At 70.9% G+C, this 15,607-nt stretch carries 14 protein-coding genes and 1 riboswitch; of the genes, 3 read left to right on the top strand and 11 right to left on the bottom strand.

Features of this window, described 5'->3' with window-relative positions; genetic code table 11:
• Positions 1-51 precede the first annotated feature (51 nt).
• From ABD363_RS28380 to ctaE, 6 genes are all read right to left on the bottom strand, one after another.
• Complete coding sequence (locus ABD363_RS28380; protein ID WP_344608616.1) at positions 52-1,428, bottom strand: aminotransferase class V-fold PLP-dependent enzyme; 1,377 nt, start codon at positions 1,426-1,428, stop codon at positions 52-54.
• A gap of 165 nt (positions 1,429-1,593) precedes the next feature.
• Positions 1,594-1,710, bottom strand: a riboswitch (SAM riboswitch).
• Positions 1,711-1,818: 108 nt separating this feature from the next.
• Positions 1,819-2,883: an anthranilate phosphoribosyltransferase gene (trpD, locus tag ABD363_RS28375; RefSeq protein WP_344608614.1), complete on the bottom strand. Its 1,065-nt coding sequence runs from the start codon at positions 2,881-2,883 to the stop codon at positions 1,819-1,821.
• 123 nt (positions 2,884-3,006) lie between these two features.
• The gene (gene qcrB / locus ABD363_RS28370) at positions 3,007-4,644 is read right to left on the bottom strand and encodes a cytochrome bc1 complex cytochrome b subunit (protein WP_344608612.1); all 1,638 of its coding nucleotides are present in this window, start codon (positions 4,642-4,644) and stop codon (positions 3,007-3,009) included.
• On the bottom strand, positions 4,641-5,696 hold the full coding sequence (gene qcrA, locus ABD363_RS28365; protein ID WP_344608610.1) for a cytochrome bc1 complex Rieske iron-sulfur subunit: 1,056 nt from the start codon (positions 5,694-5,696) through the stop codon (positions 4,641-4,643). Before qcrA ends, qcrB begins: the two co-directional genes overlap by 4 nt.
• Entirely contained in the window at positions 5,693-6,502 is an 810-nt protein-coding gene (gene qcrC / locus ABD363_RS28360) for a cytochrome bc1 complex diheme cytochrome c subunit (RefSeq protein ID WP_344608608.1), read from the bottom strand. The genes qcrA and qcrC overlap by 4 nt, the downstream gene beginning before the upstream one ends.
• Positions 6,503-6,565: 63 nt before the next feature.
• Entirely contained in the window at positions 6,566-7,186 is a 621-nt protein-coding gene (ctaE, locus tag ABD363_RS28355; RefSeq protein ID WP_344608606.1) for an aa3-type cytochrome oxidase subunit III, read from the bottom strand.
• A gap of 144 nt (positions 7,187-7,330) precedes the next feature.
• On the opposite strand from ctaE, the gene ABD363_RS28350 reads away from it, so the two are divergent.
• Positions 7,331-7,732 (top strand): response regulator, encoded by a 402-nt coding sequence (locus ABD363_RS28350; RefSeq protein ID WP_344608604.1) that lies wholly within the window; start codon positions 7,331-7,333, stop codon positions 7,730-7,732.
• 27 nt (positions 7,733-7,759) lie between these two features.
• On the opposite strand, the gene ABD363_RS28345 is transcribed toward ABD363_RS28350, so the two are convergent.
• The 4 genes from ABD363_RS28345 to ctaC all read right to left on the bottom strand — a co-directional run bounded on the left by ABD363_RS28345 (position 7,760) and on the right by ctaC (position 12,264).
• Complete coding sequence (locus tag ABD363_RS28345) at positions 7,760-9,046, bottom strand: L,D-transpeptidase (RefSeq protein WP_344608602.1); 1,287 nt, start codon at positions 9,044-9,046, stop codon at positions 7,760-7,762.
• A gap of 130 nt (positions 9,047-9,176) precedes the next feature.
• Entirely contained in the window at positions 9,177-9,575 is a 399-nt protein-coding gene (locus ABD363_RS28340) for a cytochrome c oxidase subunit 4 (protein ID WP_344608600.1), read from the bottom strand.
• Positions 9,572-11,308 carry an aa3-type cytochrome oxidase subunit I gene (gene ctaD, locus ABD363_RS28335; protein ID WP_344608599.1) on the bottom strand — a complete coding sequence of 579 codons (1,737 nt, stop codon included), beginning with the start codon at positions 11,306-11,308 and terminating at the stop codon, positions 9,572-9,574. The genes ABD363_RS28340 and ctaD overlap by 4 nt, the downstream gene beginning before the upstream one ends.
• On the bottom strand, positions 11,305-12,264 hold the full coding sequence (ctaC, locus tag ABD363_RS28330; RefSeq protein ID WP_344608597.1) for an aa3-type cytochrome oxidase subunit II: 960 nt from the start codon (positions 12,262-12,264) through the stop codon (positions 11,305-11,307). Before ctaC ends, ctaD begins: the two co-directional genes overlap by 4 nt.
• Positions 12,265-12,583: 319 nt before the next feature.
• On the opposite strand from ctaC, the gene ABD363_RS28325 reads away from it, so the two are divergent.
• On the top strand, positions 12,584-13,960 hold the full coding sequence (locus tag ABD363_RS28325) for a cysteine desulfurase/sulfurtransferase TusA family protein (protein ID WP_344608595.1): 1,377 nt from the start codon (positions 12,584-12,586) through the stop codon (positions 13,958-13,960).
• 1 nt (position 13,961) lies between these two features.
• Here the strand turns inward: ABD363_RS28325 and ABD363_RS28320 are convergent, their stop codons facing one another.
• Complete coding sequence (locus tag ABD363_RS28320; RefSeq protein WP_344608593.1) at positions 13,962-14,936, bottom strand: carbohydrate kinase family protein; 975 nt, start codon at positions 14,934-14,936, stop codon at positions 13,962-13,964.
• Positions 14,937-15,068: 132 nt separating this feature from the next.
• Here ABD363_RS28320 and ABD363_RS28315 point away from each other — a divergent pair, with 132 nt between their 5' ends.
• On the top strand, positions 15,069-15,278 hold the full coding sequence (locus tag ABD363_RS28315; RefSeq protein WP_344608591.1) for a hypothetical protein: 210 nt from the start codon (positions 15,069-15,071) through the stop codon (positions 15,276-15,278).
• The last annotated feature ends 329 nt before the right edge of the window (positions 15,279-15,607 follow it).

The following is a 15,607-nucleotide window of genomic DNA, read 5'->3' as shown; positions in this document are numbered from 1 at the left end:
GCACGCCCCGCGGGTGATCCCGCCGGGCGCCCGGTCGTCCGGCCACGGCGTTCAGGCGGGGGTGTCGGGCACGCACCGGCCGTCCTGCGTGCGGTAGTTCCACTTCGCGCCGTCCCGCACGAGCTCCCGCACGGCCCGCACGAACCGCTCCACGTGCTCGTCCGGCGTGCCCGCGCCGAAGCTGACCCGGACGGCGTCGAGGGAGGTCTCGCCGGGCGCCGCCCCGGGCGCGCCGCACTCGCCCCGGGTCCGCGGGTCGCTGCCGAGCAGGGTGCGCACCAGCGGGTGGGCGCAGAAGAGGCCGTCGCGGACGCCGATGCCGTACTCGGCGGACAGCGCGGCGGCGAAGTGGGAGCTGTTCCAGCCCTCGACGACGAAGGAGAGCACGCCGACGCGCGGGGCGTCGTCGCCGAAGAGGGAGAGGACCCTGACCTCCGGCACCTCGGCGAGCCCGTCCCGCACCTTCCTGATCAGGTGCTGCTCCCGGGCGACGAGGGTGTCGAACCCGGCCTCGGTCAGGGCCCGGCAGGCGGAGGCGACGGCGTGGGCGCCGATGACGTTGGGCGACCCGGCCTCGTGACGGGCGGCGCTCTCGTGCCACTCCACGTCCACGCCCCCGTCGGCGCGCCGGGCGACCCGGCGGCTGGCGCCGCCGCCCGCGAGGTACGGCTCGGCCGCGCGCAGCCAGTCGGCGCGGCCGGCGAGCACGCCGGAGCCGAAGGGCGCGTACAGCTTGTGCCCGGAGAAGGCGACCCAGTCGACGTCGAGGTCCTGGACGGACACGGGGTGGTGGGGCGCCAGCTGGGCGGCGTCCAGCACGATCCGGGCGCCGTGCGCGTGGGCCGCGGCGGCCAGCTCGCGCACCGGCCACAGCTCGCCGGTGACGTTGGAGGCGCCGGTGACGCAGACCAGGGCGGGCCCGTGGGGTTCGCGGCCGGCGAGGGCGCGCTCCAGGGTCTCCACGGCCTGGCCCGGGGTGCGCGGGGCGTCGAGGCAGGTGACCCCGGCGTGCCGCCAGGGCAGCAGCGCGGCGTGGTGCTCGGTCTCGAAGACGAAGACCCGGCAGCCGGCGGGGAGCGCGCGGGCCAGCAGGTTGAGCGAGTCGGTGGTGGACCGGGTGAAGACCACCTGGTCCGTCTCCCGGCAGTCGAGGAACCCGGCGACGGTCCTGCGGGCGTTCTCGAACAGGTCGGTGGACAGCTGCGAGAGGTACCCGGCGCCGCGGTGCACGCTGCCGTAGTACGGCGCGTAGGCGGCCACGTCGTCCCACACGCGCTGCAGGGCCGGGGCGCTGGCGGCGTAGTCGAGCGCGGCGTAGGCGACCTCGCCGCCGGTGACGAGCGGGACGGTGACGTCCCTGCCCAGGACGGGCAGCGGGGCGCGGACGGACCGGTCGGCGGCGGTGGCGGCAGCGGTGGAGACGGACATGGGTGTACTCCCGTGGAAGGCAGGCGGATCCGGCACCCGAGCGCGCACGGCTCGGGCGCGGGGAAGGCGGAGAAGGGTGTGCGGAGGCGGGGCTCTGCGGCCCTAGCGCATTCGCTTGCTCACGGAAGGCTCCCTCGAACGACCAGGACCCCTGGTTTCGCGAGGGGTCCGCGCTTGCCGCAGACCTTGCTGACTGCGGCCTGGTCCTCACCCGGGGCACCCCGCCACGGACGGAGGGTTGCCGGACAGCCGGCCGGGGCCTGATGGCTGTCGCTCATGACCTGTGCGGGAACGTATGCGAACCGGTCGCCGGTGCGCAACCGGTGTCCGGATACCGGGACACCAGAAGGTGCCGGCGCCCCGCGGGACACCGGCACCGGGCGGAGCCGCTCACTTGTTGCTGGCGGCCACCCACCGTTCCAGCGTCCGCTTCGCCGCCCCCGAGTCGATGGACTCCGCCGCCTTCGCCATCCCGGCGCGGATCTGCTCGGTCAGCGGCGCCGTCGTCGGCTCCAGCGCCACCAGCGCCGCCGCGGAGTTCAGCAGGACGGCGTCCCGCACCGGCCCCGTCTCACCGTCCAGCAGCCGCCGCGCCACCTCGGCGTTGTAGGAGGCGTCGGCGCCCCGCAGCGCCTCCACCGGCACCAGGTCGACGCCGACGTCCCGCGGGTCGAAGGTCTCCTCGGTCACCTTGCCGTCGCGGACGACCCACACCCGGGAGGTGGCGGTGACCGTCAGCTCGTCGAGGCCGTCGTCGCCCCGGAACACCAGCGAGGAGTTGCCGCGCTCGGCGAAGACGCCCGCGACGATCGGCGCCATGCGCGGGTCGGCGACGCCCACCGCCTGGGCCTTCACCTGCGCCGGGTTGGTCAGCGGACCGAGGAAGTTGAACGTCGTCCGGATCCCCAGCTGGCCGCGTGCCGCGGCCACGTGGCGCAGCGCCGGGTGGAACTTCACCGCGAAGCAGAAGGTGATCCCGGCCTCCTCGGCGACCTCCGCCACCCGCCGCGGCGGCAGTTCCAGATTGACGCCGAGCTTCTCCAGCACGTCGGAGGCCCCGGACGCCGAGGACGCGGCCCGGTTGCCGTGCTTGACGACCCTGGCGCCGGTGCCGGCGACGACGATCGCCGACATGGTGGAGATGTTGACCGTCTTCGCGCCGTCGCCGCCGGTGCCGACGATGTCGACGGTCTCCCCCGGCACCTGGATCACGTGGGCGTGCTCGTACATGGTCCGGACGAGACCGGAGATCTCCTCGACGGTCTCCCCCTTGGCCCGCAGCGCCACCGCGAACCCGGCGATCTGCGCGTCGGTCGCCTCCCCGCGCATGATCAGGTCCATGGCCCAGGCGGTGTCGTCGGAGGACAGGTCCCGGCCGTCCAGCAGGCCGTTCAGCAGGGCGGGCCAGGTGCGGCCCGCCGCGGTGTCGCCTCCAGCGGGGGTCACAGCGCTCATCAGCCGCTCCTGGTCGTCGTACGCGTCGTGGGCGCCTCCCACCCTATCCACCCCCGGGCAGGGCGAAGGGCCCCGTCCGAACACCGGACGGGGCCCTTCGGCCGTGGCGTGGCGACGCAGTGATCAGTGGTGGCCGTGGCCGCTCGTGATCTCCTTGTACTCCTCGACGGTCGGCTTCGGAACCTGGGACTCCTCGCCGTAGTACGCCTTGCTGAGCTTGGCGCGCAGCCGGTCGGAGCCCGTCACCTTGCGCTGGACGCCGTTCTCGTCGACCGCCGGGCCGAGTTCGAGCGGCTTGTACTGCTCGTGCGCGGTGAGGGTGTGCAGCTGCTCCTGGCTGAGCGGCTCGTGCACCTCGATGAACTCGCCGTGCGGCAGTCGCTTGATGATGCCCGTCTCGCGGCCGTGCAGCACCTTCTCCTTGTCCCGGCGCTGCAGGCCGAGGCAGATCCGCTTGGTGATGACGAAGGCGATGACCGGGCCGACGAAGAACCCGATCCGGACGAACCAGGTGACCGCGTTGATCGACAGCTTGAAGTGGGTGGCGATGATGTCGTTGCCACCGCCGATCAGCATGATCATGTACGCGGTGACCCAGGCGACGCCCAGGGCGGTGCGGGTCGGGGCGTTGCGCGGCCGGTCCAGCAGGTGGTGCTCACGCTTGTCCCCGGTGATCCAGGCCTCGATGAACGGGTAGAGGGCCATCACGGCGAGGAACAGGCCGAAGAGCACCAGCGGGATGAAGACGCCCAGGGCCAGCGTGTGACCCCAGAAGTTGATCTCCCAGCCGGGCATGGCGCGGACCAGGCCCTCGGCGAAGCCCATGTACCAGTCGGGCTGGGCGCCCGTGGACACCTGGTCCGGACGGTACGGGCCCAGCACCCAGATCGGGTTGATGGACGCGATGCCGGCGAGGGCGGCGATGACGCCGAAGACCAGGAAGAAGAAGCCTCCGGCCTTCGCCATGTAGACCGGCAGCAGCGGCATGCCGACGACGTTGTTGTTGGTGCGTCCGGGGCCCGCGAACTGCGTGTGCTTGTGGTAGAAGACCAGGATCAGGTGGGCCACCACGAGCCCGAGCATGATGCCCGGCAGCAGCAGGATGTGGATCGAGTAGAACCGGGCGACGAAGTCGTCGCCGGGGAACTCGCCGCCGAACAGGAACATCGAGATGTACGTGCCGACGATCGGCACGGACAGGATCGCGCCCTGGGTGAAGCGGACACCGGTGCCGGAGAGCAGGTCGTCCGGGAGCGAGTAGCCGGTGAAACCGGTGAACATGCCGAGGACGAGCAGCAGGAAGCCGAACAGCCAGTTGACCTCGCGCGGCTTGCGGAACGCGCCGGTGAAGAAGACGCGCATCATGTGCACGAACATGCCGGCGAGGAAGACGACCGCGGCCCAGTGGTGGATCTGCCGGATCAGCAGACCGCCGCGCACGTCGAAGCTGATGTCCAGCGTCGACTTGTACGCCTCGCTCATCAGCTGGCCCTGCATGGGCACGTAGGAGCCGTGGTACTCCACCTCGTTCATCGACGGGTGGAAGAACAACGTCAGGTACACACCCGTGAGGATGATGATGATGAAGGTGTAGAGGCAGACCTCGCCCAGCATGAAGGACCAGTGGTCCGGGAAGATCTTGCGCATGTTGGCCTTGGCCAGGGAGTAGATCCCCAGCCGGCCGTCGGCCCAGTCGGCGAGGCGCTCGCCGGCCGGTGCCTTCCCGCGAGAGCGGGACTCGTTGGGGGCTGTAGTGCTCATCCGCGCTCCCAGTAAGCAGGACCGACGGGCTCTTCGAAGTCGCCGAGCGCTTCGAGGTAGCCCTCGTCGTTCACGCCGATGCGCAGCTGCGGCAGCGGGTGACCGGCGGGGCCGAAGATGACCCGGGCGCCGTCGGCGAGGTCGAAGGTGGACTGGTGGCAGGGGCACAGCACGTGGTGCGTCTGCTGCTCGTACAGGGAGATCGGGCAGCCGACGTGGGTGCAGATCTTCGAGTACGCGACGATGCCCTCGTGCGACCACTCGAGCTCGCGCTTGTCCTTGATGTCCTCCGGCTGGATCCGGACGATCATCAGGGCGGCCTTGGCGATCTCGTTCTGGAACCCGTGGTCGTGCTCCTCCAGGCCCTCGGGCTTGGCGAAGGTGAGCGAGCCGACGGCGACGTCGGAGGGACGCAGCGGCTCGTTCGTGTTCATGTTGACGAGCAGCTTGCCCTTGGACCACAGGGTGTGGCGCAGCTTCTCCCCGGGCAGCGGGCCGAGGTCGCGCAGCAGCACGACACCGGAGAGCGGCACCAGCGTGAGCGCGCCGAGCATGGTGTTGCGGATCAGCTTGCGCCGGCCCAGCTGGGACTCCTTGGCGCCCTGCCGGAAGTCGGCGTGGACCTTGGCGCGGACCTGCTCGCCCGCCTCGATCGGGTGACGGTCGTCGGCGATCTCCGCGTCGGACATCAGCGTGCGGGCCCAGTGGACCGCGCCCACGCCGATGGTGAACAGGGCGATGCCGAGCGTCAGGCCGAGCGCGAAGTTCAGCGCGCTGATGCGGCCCAGCGGGAAGATGTAGAGCGTCTTCTCGACCGGGATCGCCACGAACGAGGCGATGAAGCCGATGGTGGCCAGCATCGACACCGTGAACAGCAGGGCGACGGTGCGCTCGGACCGCTTGGCGGCCCGCTCGTCGACGTCCTGGATCCGGTGCTCGTGGGGCGGCAGGCCCGGGTCGGCGAACGGGTGCTTCTCGTCCGCGACGCCTACCGCGCTCTGGGTGGTGCCCTGCGCGGGCAGGTTCTCTTCGGGAATGTCTTGGCTACTCATGACTTCTTGGCCTTTGCGGTCCGAGCGGCAACCCACACGGCGACGGCGACCAGGGTGCCGAGACCGAAGATCCAGCCGAACAGACCCTCGGCCACGGGGCCGATGCCGCCCAGCTCGAGGCCGCCGTAGCTCGCGCTCTCTTCGCCGTTGACCGCGTTCAGGTACGCGATGATGTCCTTCTTGTTCTGCTCGGTCAGCGTGGTGTCGGGGAAGGAGGGCATGTTCTGCGGGCCGGTCTGCATGGCCTCGTAGATGTGCCGCGGGGACACGTCCTCCAGGCTCGGCGCGTACTTGCCGTGGGTCAGCGCACCGCCCTTACCGGTGAAATTGTGACACTGCGCGCAGTTGGTACGGAAGAGGTCACCGCCCTTGGCGATGTCCGCACCCTCGGGGCTGTACTGCTCCTCCGTCGGGATGGCCGGGCCGGCGCCGAGCGAGGCGATGTACGCCGCCAGCTGGTCGATCTGGGCCTGGGAGTAGATGTTCGGCTTGTCCGGGACCTGCGCGCCCGGCTGCTGGGCCGGCATACGGCCGGTGCCCACCTGGAAGTCGACGGCCGCGGCGCCCACGCCCACCAGGCTCGGACCGTCGGAGGTGCCCTGACCACCGGTGCCGTGGCAGCTGGCGCAGCCCACGGTGTAGAGCTTCTTGCCCTCCTCGATGGTGAGGGACTGGGCGGTTTCGTCGGCCTGCGCCTTGCTCGCGGGTGCGAACGCGGCGTACAGCCCCCCGGTGCATGCCAGCGCGAGGAGTAGGACGACGAGCGCCGCCAGCGGATGGCGTCGTCGTGCGGAGAGCTTTTTCACGGATTACCCCGGTGTCAGGATCTTCTGCGTCGATGCTTCTGGGATGTCGCGGGAGGCCGCGAATTACTTGATCATGTAGATCGTGGCGAAGAGGCCGATCCAGACCACATCGACGAAGTGCCAGTAGTAGGACACGACGATGGCGGCGGTCGCCTGCTCGTGGGTGAACCTCCGGGCCGCGTAGGTCCGGCCCAGGACCAGCAGGAAGGCGATGAGACCGCCCGTCACGTGCAGGCCGTGGAAGCCGGTGGTCAGGTAGAAGACCGAGCCGTACGGGTCGGACGAGAGCGACAGGCCCTCGTGCTTGACCAGCTCGGTGTACTCGAAGACCTGGCCGCCGATGAAGATCGCACCCATGATGAAGGTGACGATGAACCACATCCGGAGCTTCTTCACGTCACCGCGCTCGGCGGCGAACACGCCGAGCTGGCAGGTGAGGGAGGAGAGCACCAGGATCGTGGTGTTGGTCGCCGAGAACGGGAAGTTCAGGGCGTCGGCCTTCTCCGACCAGAAGTCGGGCCCGGTCACCGAGCGCAGGGTGAAGTACATCGCGAAGAGGGCCGCGAAGAACATCAGCTCGGAACTCAGCCAGATGATGGTTCCGACGCTGGTGAGGTTCGGCCGATTGACCGACGGGTGCGCGTGCCCGGTTTCTACTGTCGTTGCTGTCGCCACGACCGACATTATGTCGGTCGCTTATCCCGCCCTCACTCCGGGGGGTGCCGTTCGGAGTGTCTTCCCGGTTCGCACCACTGTGGACGCGGTGTCCGAGGGAGTAGCATCCGCCCATCGGGCCTGTCCTTACGACGCTGACGTCACGGAGGAACCATGCAGCCGACCGCCACGGTGCTGGTCTACAGCGACGACTCCCACACCCGCGAGCAGGTGCGGCTGGCCGGCGGCCGGCGTCCGGCGCCCGACGTCCCCGTGGTGGAGTTCGTGGAGTGCGCGACGCCCCAGGCGGTGCTGCGGGAGCTGGGCAGGGGCGGGGTCGACGTCTGCGTCCTGGACGGCGAGGCCGTGCCCATGGGGGGCATGGGGATGTGCCGCCAGATCAAGGACGAGGTGTTCGACTGCCCGCCGGTGCTGCTGCTGATCGGACGGCCGCAGGACGCGTGGCTGGCGACCTGGAGCCGGGCGGACGCCGCGGTGACGCTGCCGGTGGAGCCGGTGGAGTTCGCGGCGGCGCTCGCCTCCCTGCTGCGGGAGAAGAGGCTGCAGCGCGCCTGAGGTCCGCCGCCGGGCCGGTGCGGGCTCTCACCGGCTCTGGGGTCTCAGCCCGGCGCGGCCGGCCGGGGCCGGGCCGTCGGGGTCGCCGGTGGTGAGGGCGCTGCCCTGGCGCCACTTCCGCCAGGACAGGTTCCAGTCGCCGAAGCCGTTGCCGAAGGGCGTCATCGTCTCGCCCCGGGAGTTGACGACCTTGACGACGTCACCCTCGCGGATGTTCTCGAAGAACCATTTGGCGTTCCCGGTGCTCATGCCGGTGCAGCCGTGGCTGACGTTGGCGGAGCCCTGGGAGCCCTCGGACCAGGGGGCGGCGTGCACGTACTCGCCGCTCCAGGTGACGCGGGTGGCGAAGTGGACGGGCAGGTCGTAGGACTCGGCCGAGTCCTCGGCGATGCCGAGGGTGCTGCTGCGCATCCGCACGAAGCGTTCCTTGCCGAGGACGACCTTGATGCCGTTGCGGGTCTCGAAGCCGGGTTTGCCGGTGGTGACGGGGATGGTCCGGACCTCCTTGCCGTTCTTGTAGACCTTCATCCAGTGGGCGGCGGCGTCCGTGAGGGCCTCGACCCGGTCGCCCGTGCTGAACTCCAGGGGTTCGGCCGTGCCGCCCCACAGCCGGTCGCCGACCTTGATGCCGGCCAGGTTGCTGCGCACCCGGACGGTGGCGTGGGCGGGCCAGTACTCCTTGGGGCGGTAGTGGAGCTCCCGGTCGTTCACCCAGTGCCAGGCGCCCTGCACGGCGGGCGTGGAGTCGACCTTGAGGGCGCGTTCGACGACGGCGCGCTGGGCCCGGTCCCGGACGGGCCGGTTCAGTTCGGCCGTGACGGGCCGGCCGACACCGTACGTGCCCTTCCCGGGTCCGAGGTCGACGTCCAGGCGCTTCTTGGTCAGGGGTCTGCCGGTGTCGAAGGTGAGGACCTTGCGGCCGGGCGCCCCGTCCTGGTTCTCGGTGCTCACCCGGACCGTGTAGCGGGCGTCGGCGGCCAGCGGCGAGGTGCTGTGCCAGCGGCTGCCGTCGGCGGCGAGTTCGCCCGCGACGTACCGGCCTGTGGCGTCGTGGACGGTGACGTCCGTGATGCGCCCGTCGGAGTCCTTGGCGACGACTTCCAGGGGCTGGTCCGGATCGGCCTTCTTCCCGGGGCCGACGGAGCCGCTGAAGGAGATCCGGTCGGTCGCGTCGTACGGTTCGGCCGCCAGCGGATGGCCGCTGTCGCAGGAGGTGGCACCCGCGCCGAGGGCGATCACCAGCAGGGTGCAGCCGACGGCGGCAGGGGTGCGCGGGCCGGCTGCGGCACCCCGGGAATCAGCGGTGTGGCTCATGACCTCACGCTAAGGATCTTCCCGGGCGGCGGCGCGGTGGGAAAGCCGAGCGGGGGATCCGCGGTGCGGCACGAGCAGGGGCCCGGACGCTCCTGACGGAGTGTCCGGGCCCCGGTGCGCTCGGCGCGGGTCACTGGGTGCGGTTCTCACCGCGGTAGTACTCGAAGACCCAGCCCCAGAGGGCGATCAGCATCAGCGGCGCCGAGAAGTACATCAGCCACCAGCCGACCGCGACCGCCAGGAAGGCGAACGCGCCGCCGACCGCCAGGAAGAGCGGCTGCCAGCTGTGCGGGCTGAAGAACCCGACCTCGCCGGCGTCGTCCGCGACGTCCGCTTCCTTGTCGTCCTGGGCGCCCACGTCGACCCGCTTGGCCGTGAAGCCGAGGTAGAAGCCGATCATGATGGCCAGGCCGAAGGCCAGGAAGAGGGCGGTGGTACCGGCCGGCTCCTTCGACCACACGCCATAGACGACCGCCATGACGAGGATGAAGACGCTCAGCCACATGAACATCTTGCCCTGGATCTTCACTTGCCGGCCTCCTTGCCGCCAGCGAGGGCCTTGTCGCCGTGGCCGACGTTCTCGAGCTGGTCGAGAGCGGCGATCTCCGGGTGGTGCAGGTCGAACGCCGGGGATTCACTGCGGATCCGCGGCAGGGTGAGGAAGTTGTGCCGCGGCGGCGGGCAGGAGGTGGCCCACTCCAGCGAGCGGCCGTAGCCCCACGGGTCGTCCACGCCGACCGGCTTGCCGTACTTGGCCGTCTTCCACACGTTGTAGAAGAACGGCAGGATCGACATGCCGAGCAGGAACGAGGCGATCGTCGAGATCGTGTTCAGGGCGGTGAAGCCGTCGGCCGCCAGGTAGTCGGCGTACCGGCGCGGCATGCCCTCGGCGCCCAGCCAGTGCTGGACCAGGAAGGTGCCGTGGAAGCCGATGAACAGCGTCCAGAAGGTGATCTTGCCGAGGCGCTCGTCGAGCAGCTTGCCGGTGAACTTCGGCCACCAGAAGTGGAAGCCGGCGAACATCGCGAACACGACGGTGCCGAAGACGACGTAGTGGAAGTGGGCCACCACGAAGTACGAGTCGGAGATGTGGAAGTCCATCGGCGGCGAGGCCAGGATGACGCCGGTCAGACCACCGAAGGTGAAGGTGATGAGGAAGCCCATCGCCCACAGCATCGGCGTCTCGAAGGACAGCGAGCCCTTCCACATGGTGCCGATCCAGTTGAAGAACTTCACACCGGTCGGGACGGCGATCAGGAAGGTCATGAAGGAGAAGAACGGCAGCAGCACACCGCCGGTGACGTACATGTGGTGCGCCCACACCGTCACGGACAGACCCGCGATCGCGATCGTCGCGCCGACCAGTCCCATGTAGCCGAACATCGGCTTGCGGGAGAAGACCGGGATCACCTCGGAGATGATGCCGAAGAACGGCAGCGCGATGATGTACACCTCGGGGTGGCCGAAGAACCAGAACAGGTGCTGCCACAGCAGCGCGCCGCCGTTGGCCGCGTCGAAGACGTGGGCGCCGAACTTGCGGTCCGCCTCCAGCGCGAACAGCGCCGCCGCCAGCACGGGGAAGGCCAGCAGGACCAGGACACCGGTCAGCAGCACGTTCCAGGTGAAGATCGGCATGCGGAACATGGTCATGCCCGGCGCGCGCATGCAGATGATCGTGGTGATGAAGTTGACCGAGCCGAGGATCGTGCCGAAGCCGGAGAAGGCCAGGCCCATGATCCACAGGTCACCGCCCAGACCCGGCGAGTGCACCGCGTCCGACAGCGGGGCGTAGGCGAACCAGCCGAAGTCGGCCGCGCCCTGCGGGGTGAGGAAACCGCCCACCGCGATGAGCGAGCCGAACAGGTACAGCCAGTAGGCGAACATGTTCAGCCGGGGGAAGGCCACGTCCGGCGCGCCGATCTGCAGCGGCATGATCCAGTTGGCGAAACCGGCGAACAGCGGCGTCGCGAACATCAGCAGCATGATCGTGCCGTGCATCGTGAACGCCTGGTTGAACTGCTCGTTCGACATGATCTGCAGGCCCGGCCGGGCCAGCTCGGCGCGCATGAACAGCGCCATGACGCCGCCGATGCAGAAGAACGCGAACGACGTGACCAGATACAGCGTGCCGATCGTCTTGTGGTCCGTGGTCGTCAGCCACTTGATCACGACGCTGCCGCGCTTCTGGCGCCGGACCGGCAGCTCGTCCTCATAGTGGGACCCTGCCGCCGCGGCACCCTGGGGTTCGTTGAGGATGCTCACAGGATGTTCGACTCCCGGTTCTTCTCGGGACCCGCCTGCTCGATGCCGGCGGGAACGTAACCGGTCTGCCCCTTCTTCACGAGGTCCTTGAGGTGCTGCTCGTAGCGCTCGGGGGAGACGACCTTCACGTTGAACAGCATCCGGGAGTGGTCGACGCCGCAGAGCTCGGCGCACTTGCCCTTGAAGGTGCCCTCCCGGTTGGGGGTCACCTCGAAGGCGTTGGTCTGGCCCGGGATGACGTCCTGCTTCATCAGGAACGGCACCACCCAGAAGGAGTGGATGACGTCACGCGAGGTCAGGACGAAGCGGACCCGCTTGCCCTCGGGCAGCCACAGGGTCGGGCCCGGGTTGCCCGTCTGCGGGTTGCGCGTGGAGGGGATGCCGCAGTCGTGGACGCCGCCGGCGTTCGCCGGGAACGCCTCCTTGTAGCGGTCGGGGACCGCGTCCAGTTCCTTGGCGGTCCTGGCGTCACCGGAGGAACCGTCGACGCTCTCGACGTAGTTGAAGCACCAGCTCCACTGGAAACCGACCACGTTGACCGTGACGTCGGGCTTCTTCTCCAGCTTGAGAAGCTCGGACTCGTCGCGGGCGGTGAAGTAGAAGAGCACCGAGACGATGATGAGCGGGACGACCGTGTACAGCGCCTCGATGGGCATGTTGTACCGGGTCTGCGGGGGGATTTCGACCTTGGTGCGGCTGCGCCGGTGGAAGAAAGCACTCCACAGGATCAGGCCCCACACCAGCACGCCGACGGCGAGCGCGGCAGCCCAGGACCCCTGCCACAGGGAGAGGATCCGCGGAGCCTCTTCCGTGGTGGGGGTGGGCATGCCAAGGCGGGGGAAGTCCTCCCATGTGCAACCGGTGGCGGTCGCCAGGACCAGGCCCGCGGTCAGTGCCTGCAGCAGCTTCCGCCGCATCGGGCGCCGCGGCGAGCGGTCGGAGCCGTTGGGACTCACGTAGCGCCTTCCCGAGAGTCTCGCCCGCGCGCATCGGCTGCGGCCTTCTCGCTGGTCGGTCGCCGCCCTGCGTCGGGCAGGGGTTTGGATGTTTATGCGGACCAAACCCTAGCCGACGCCCTCCGGGGGGTCGCGGGGAGGGTGCCCATACGCGCCGCGGGTCACTCCGAGGGGCGCTTGCCGGCTCGGGGCCCCGACTCGCGCGGCGGGGACGGGTGGTGCGGGTGCGGCGTGCCCGCGCGGCGCGGTCGCGCACCGGTGCCGTCCCGCGCCCCTCGGGCGCTTAGCGTTCGCCCCCTCGGGCGCTTAGCGTTGCGGTGTGTCCTACTTCGATGCCGCGTCCGCCGCTCCGCTCCACCCCGTCGCCCGTCAGGCCCTGTTGGCCTCCCTCGACGAGGGGTGGGCCGATCCCGCGCGGTTGTACCGGGAGGGCCGCCGGGCCCGTCTGCTGCTGGACGCCGCGCGCGAGACGGCCGCGGAGCTGGTCGGATGCCGGCCGGACGAGGTGGTGTTCACCTCCTCCGGCACGCGGGCGGTGCACTCCGGCATCGCGGGGGCGCTGGCCGGACGGCGGCGCGCCGGGCGTCACCTGATCGTGTCAGCGGTCGAACACTCCTCGGTGCTGCACGCGGCCGAGGTGCACGAGGCCGGCGGCGGACCGGTCACCCGGGTGGCGGTGGACCGTACGGGTGCGGTGGCGCCGGAGGCGTACGCGGCCGCCCTGCGCCCGGACACCGCGCTGGCCTGTCTGCAGTCGGCCAACCACGAGGTGGGCACGGAGCAGCCGGTGGCCGAGGTGGCCGAGGCGTGCCGTGCGGCGGGGGTGCCGCTGCTGGTGGACGCGGCGCAGTCGCTGGGGTGGGGGCGGGTCGGGGGCGACTGGTCGCTGCTCGCGGCCAGCGCCCACAAGTGGGGCGGGCCGTCGGGGGTCGGGCTGCTCGTCGTGCGCAAGGGGGTGCGGTTCGCGCCCCAGGGACCGGCGGACGAGCGGGAGTCGGGGCGGGCGGCCGGGTTCGAGAACATCCCGGCGATCGTGGCCGCGGCGGCCTCGCTGCGGGCGGTACGGGCCGAGGCGGCCGAAGAGGCGGCGCGGCTGCGGGAGCTGACGGAGCGGATCCGGGCGCGGGTGCCCGAGCTGGTGCCGGACGTGGAGGTGGTGGGCGACCCGGTGCGCCGGCTGCCCGGCGTCGTCACCTTCTCCTGCCTCTACGTCGACGGGGAGGCGCTGCTGCACGAGCTGGACCGGGCCGGCTTCTCCGTTTCGTCCGGTTCGTCGTGCACGAGCAGCACGCTGACGCCCAGCCATGTGCTCAAGGCGATGGGGGTGCTGAGCGAGGGCAACGTGCGGGTGTCGCTGCCGCCGGGGACGCCGGCCGAGGACGTGGAGCGGTTCCTGGCGGCGCTGCCGGACGCGGTGGCGGGGGTCCGGGAGAAGCTCGGGGCGCCGGCGCCGGCGGCGGCCGTGCGCGAGGGCGCGCTCGTCGTCGACGCGGTCGGCAAGCTCTGCCCGGTCCCGGTGATCGAGCTGGCGAAGGTGATCGGGGACGTCCCGGTGGGCGGGACCGTCCGGGTGCTCGCGGACGACGAGGCGGCGCGGCTGGACATCCCGGCGTGGTGCGCGATGCGCGGGCAGGAGTACGTCGGCGAGGAGCCGGCGGACCGCGGCTGCGCGTTCACGGTCCGCCGGCTCTCCTGACTCAGGCCAGGTGCTCCTGCACCTCGGCGGCGGCCTCGTGGCCGTAGGCCTTGGTGAAGCGCTCCATGAAGTGGGCCCGGCGCAGCTGGTACTCCTGGGTGCCGACCGTCTCGATGACCAGCGTGGCGAGCATGCAGCCGACCTGGGCGGCCCGCTCCAGGGACACGCCCCAGACGAGGCCGGAGAGGAAACCGGCGCGGAAGGCGTCGCCGACGCCGGTGGGGTCGGCCTTGCGCTCCTCCTCCGGGCAGCCGACCTCGACCGGGTCCGCGCCGGCCCGCTCGATGCGCACGCCGCGCGCGCCGAGCGTGGTCACGCGGTGGCCGACCCGGGAGAGGATCTCGGCGTCGCTCCAGCCGGTCTTGGACTCGATGAGGCCCTTCTCGTACTCGTTGGAGAACAGGTACGTCGCCCCGTCGAGCAGGATCCGGATCTCCTCGCCGTCCATGCGGGCGATCTGCTGGGAGAAGTCGGCGGCGAACGGGATGTTCCGGGAGCGGCACTCCTCGGTGTGCCGGAGCATCGCCTCCGGGTCGTCCGCGCCGATGAGGACCAGGTCGAGGCCGCCGACGCGGTCGGCGACGGTCTGCAGCTCGATCAGGCGGGCCTCGCTCATGGCGCCCGTGTAGAAGGACCCGATCTGGTTGTGGTCGGCGTCGGTCGTGCAGACGAAGCGGGCGGTGTGCAGGGTCTCGGAGATGCGGACGGAGTCGGTGTCGACCCCGTTGCGGTCCAGCCAGGCCCGGTACTCGTCGAAGTCGGAGCCCGCCGCGCCCACCAGGATCGGCCGGGTGCCGAGCTGGCCCATGCCGAAGGCGATGTTCGCGCCGACGCCGCCCCGGCGCACGTCGAGCTGGTCGACCAGGAAGGAGAGCGAGACCGTGTGCAGCTGGTCCGCGACGAGCTGGTCGGCGAAGCGGCCGGGGAAGGTCATGAGGTGGTCGGTGGCGATGGAGCCGGTGACTGCGATGCGCACGACGTGGACTCTCTCCTGAGGGAGGCGGTGTGACAGTTCACGCTACCCGGTGGGCGGACGCCCGCTGAAGCGGGGAAAACTACCCGATAGTAGATCTTTCTTCGCAGGATCGGGCATGCCTACGGTGCCGCTATGACGGATCCGAAGGCTCCCGCGTACGCCCCGGCCGACCCCGACGGCGACCTGGCGTCGCTGCGCGGCGACTGCGCCCGGATGGTGCCGCACTGGGCGGCCCCCGAGCGGACGCCCCCCGCCCCGGTCTCCCCCGCGCGCCTCCACGGCGTGACGGTGCCGCCGGCGTCGGCGCGGCTGCTGGACGCGATGCCGGACTACGGCGGCTGAGCGGACCCCGCCCCGGTGGGGAACCGGGCGCTCCCCCGCCGCGTCCCATCGCCGTCCCCCGTGGAGGGACGCGGAACACGACCCGCCGGCGGCCCGTGCGCGAAGCGGGCGGGTCGTCCGGGACAGTCGCGCAGCCGAAGGAGCGATGCGGTGAACACCGAGCGACCCGACCACGACGACGCCCCGGCCGAGCCGGGCGCCGGCGGCTCCGCCGAGGAACAGGGCGTCCGGGCGGAGCCGGGTACCGCGGGCGCCGGCACGCCCGGCGCGAGGAGCGGCGCCGGCCGCACCGGCGGCGCGCGGGAGGGCGGGCGGCCGGCCCGGCGGCG

It is taken from the genome of Streptomyces glaucus, from assembly GCF_039533365.1.
GTDB lineage: Bacteria > Actinomycetota > Actinomycetes > Streptomycetales > Streptomycetaceae > Streptomyces > Streptomyces glaucus.
The sequence above is the reverse complement of the archived record's forward strand: the minus strand, read 5'-3'. Positions and strand labels throughout refer to the sequence as shown.

Excerpts from the sequence above, each read along its gene's own strand:
- ABD363_RS28380 (WP_344608616.1), bottom strand. The coding sequence starts at position 1,428 with ATGTCCGTCTCCACCGCTGCCGCCACCGCCGCCGACCGGTCCGTCCGC.
- trpD (WP_344608614.1), bottom strand. The coding sequence starts at position 2,883 with ATGAGCGCTGTGACCCCCGCTGGAGGCGACACCGCGGCGGGCCGCACC.
- qcrB (WP_344608612.1), bottom strand. The coding sequence starts at position 4,644 with ATGAGCACTACAGCCCCCAACGAGTCCCGCTCTCGCGGGAAGGCACCG.
- qcrA (WP_344608610.1), bottom strand. The coding sequence starts at position 5,696 with ATGAGTAGCCAAGACATTCCCGAAGAGAACCTGCCCGCGCAGGGCACC.
- ctaE (WP_344608606.1), bottom strand. The coding sequence starts at position 7,186 with ATGTCGGTCGTGGCGACAGCAACGACAGTAGAAACCGGGCACGCGCAC.
- ABD363_RS28350 (WP_344608604.1), top strand. The coding sequence starts at position 7,331 with ATGCAGCCGACCGCCACGGTGCTGGTCTACAGCGACGACTCCCACACC.
- ABD363_RS28345 (WP_344608602.1), bottom strand. The coding sequence starts at position 9,046 with ATGAGCCACACCGCTGATTCCCGGGGTGCCGCAGCCGGCCCGCGCACC.
- ABD363_RS28315 (WP_344608591.1), top strand. The coding sequence starts at position 15,069 with ATGACGGATCCGAAGGCTCCCGCGTACGCCCCGGCCGACCCCGACGGC.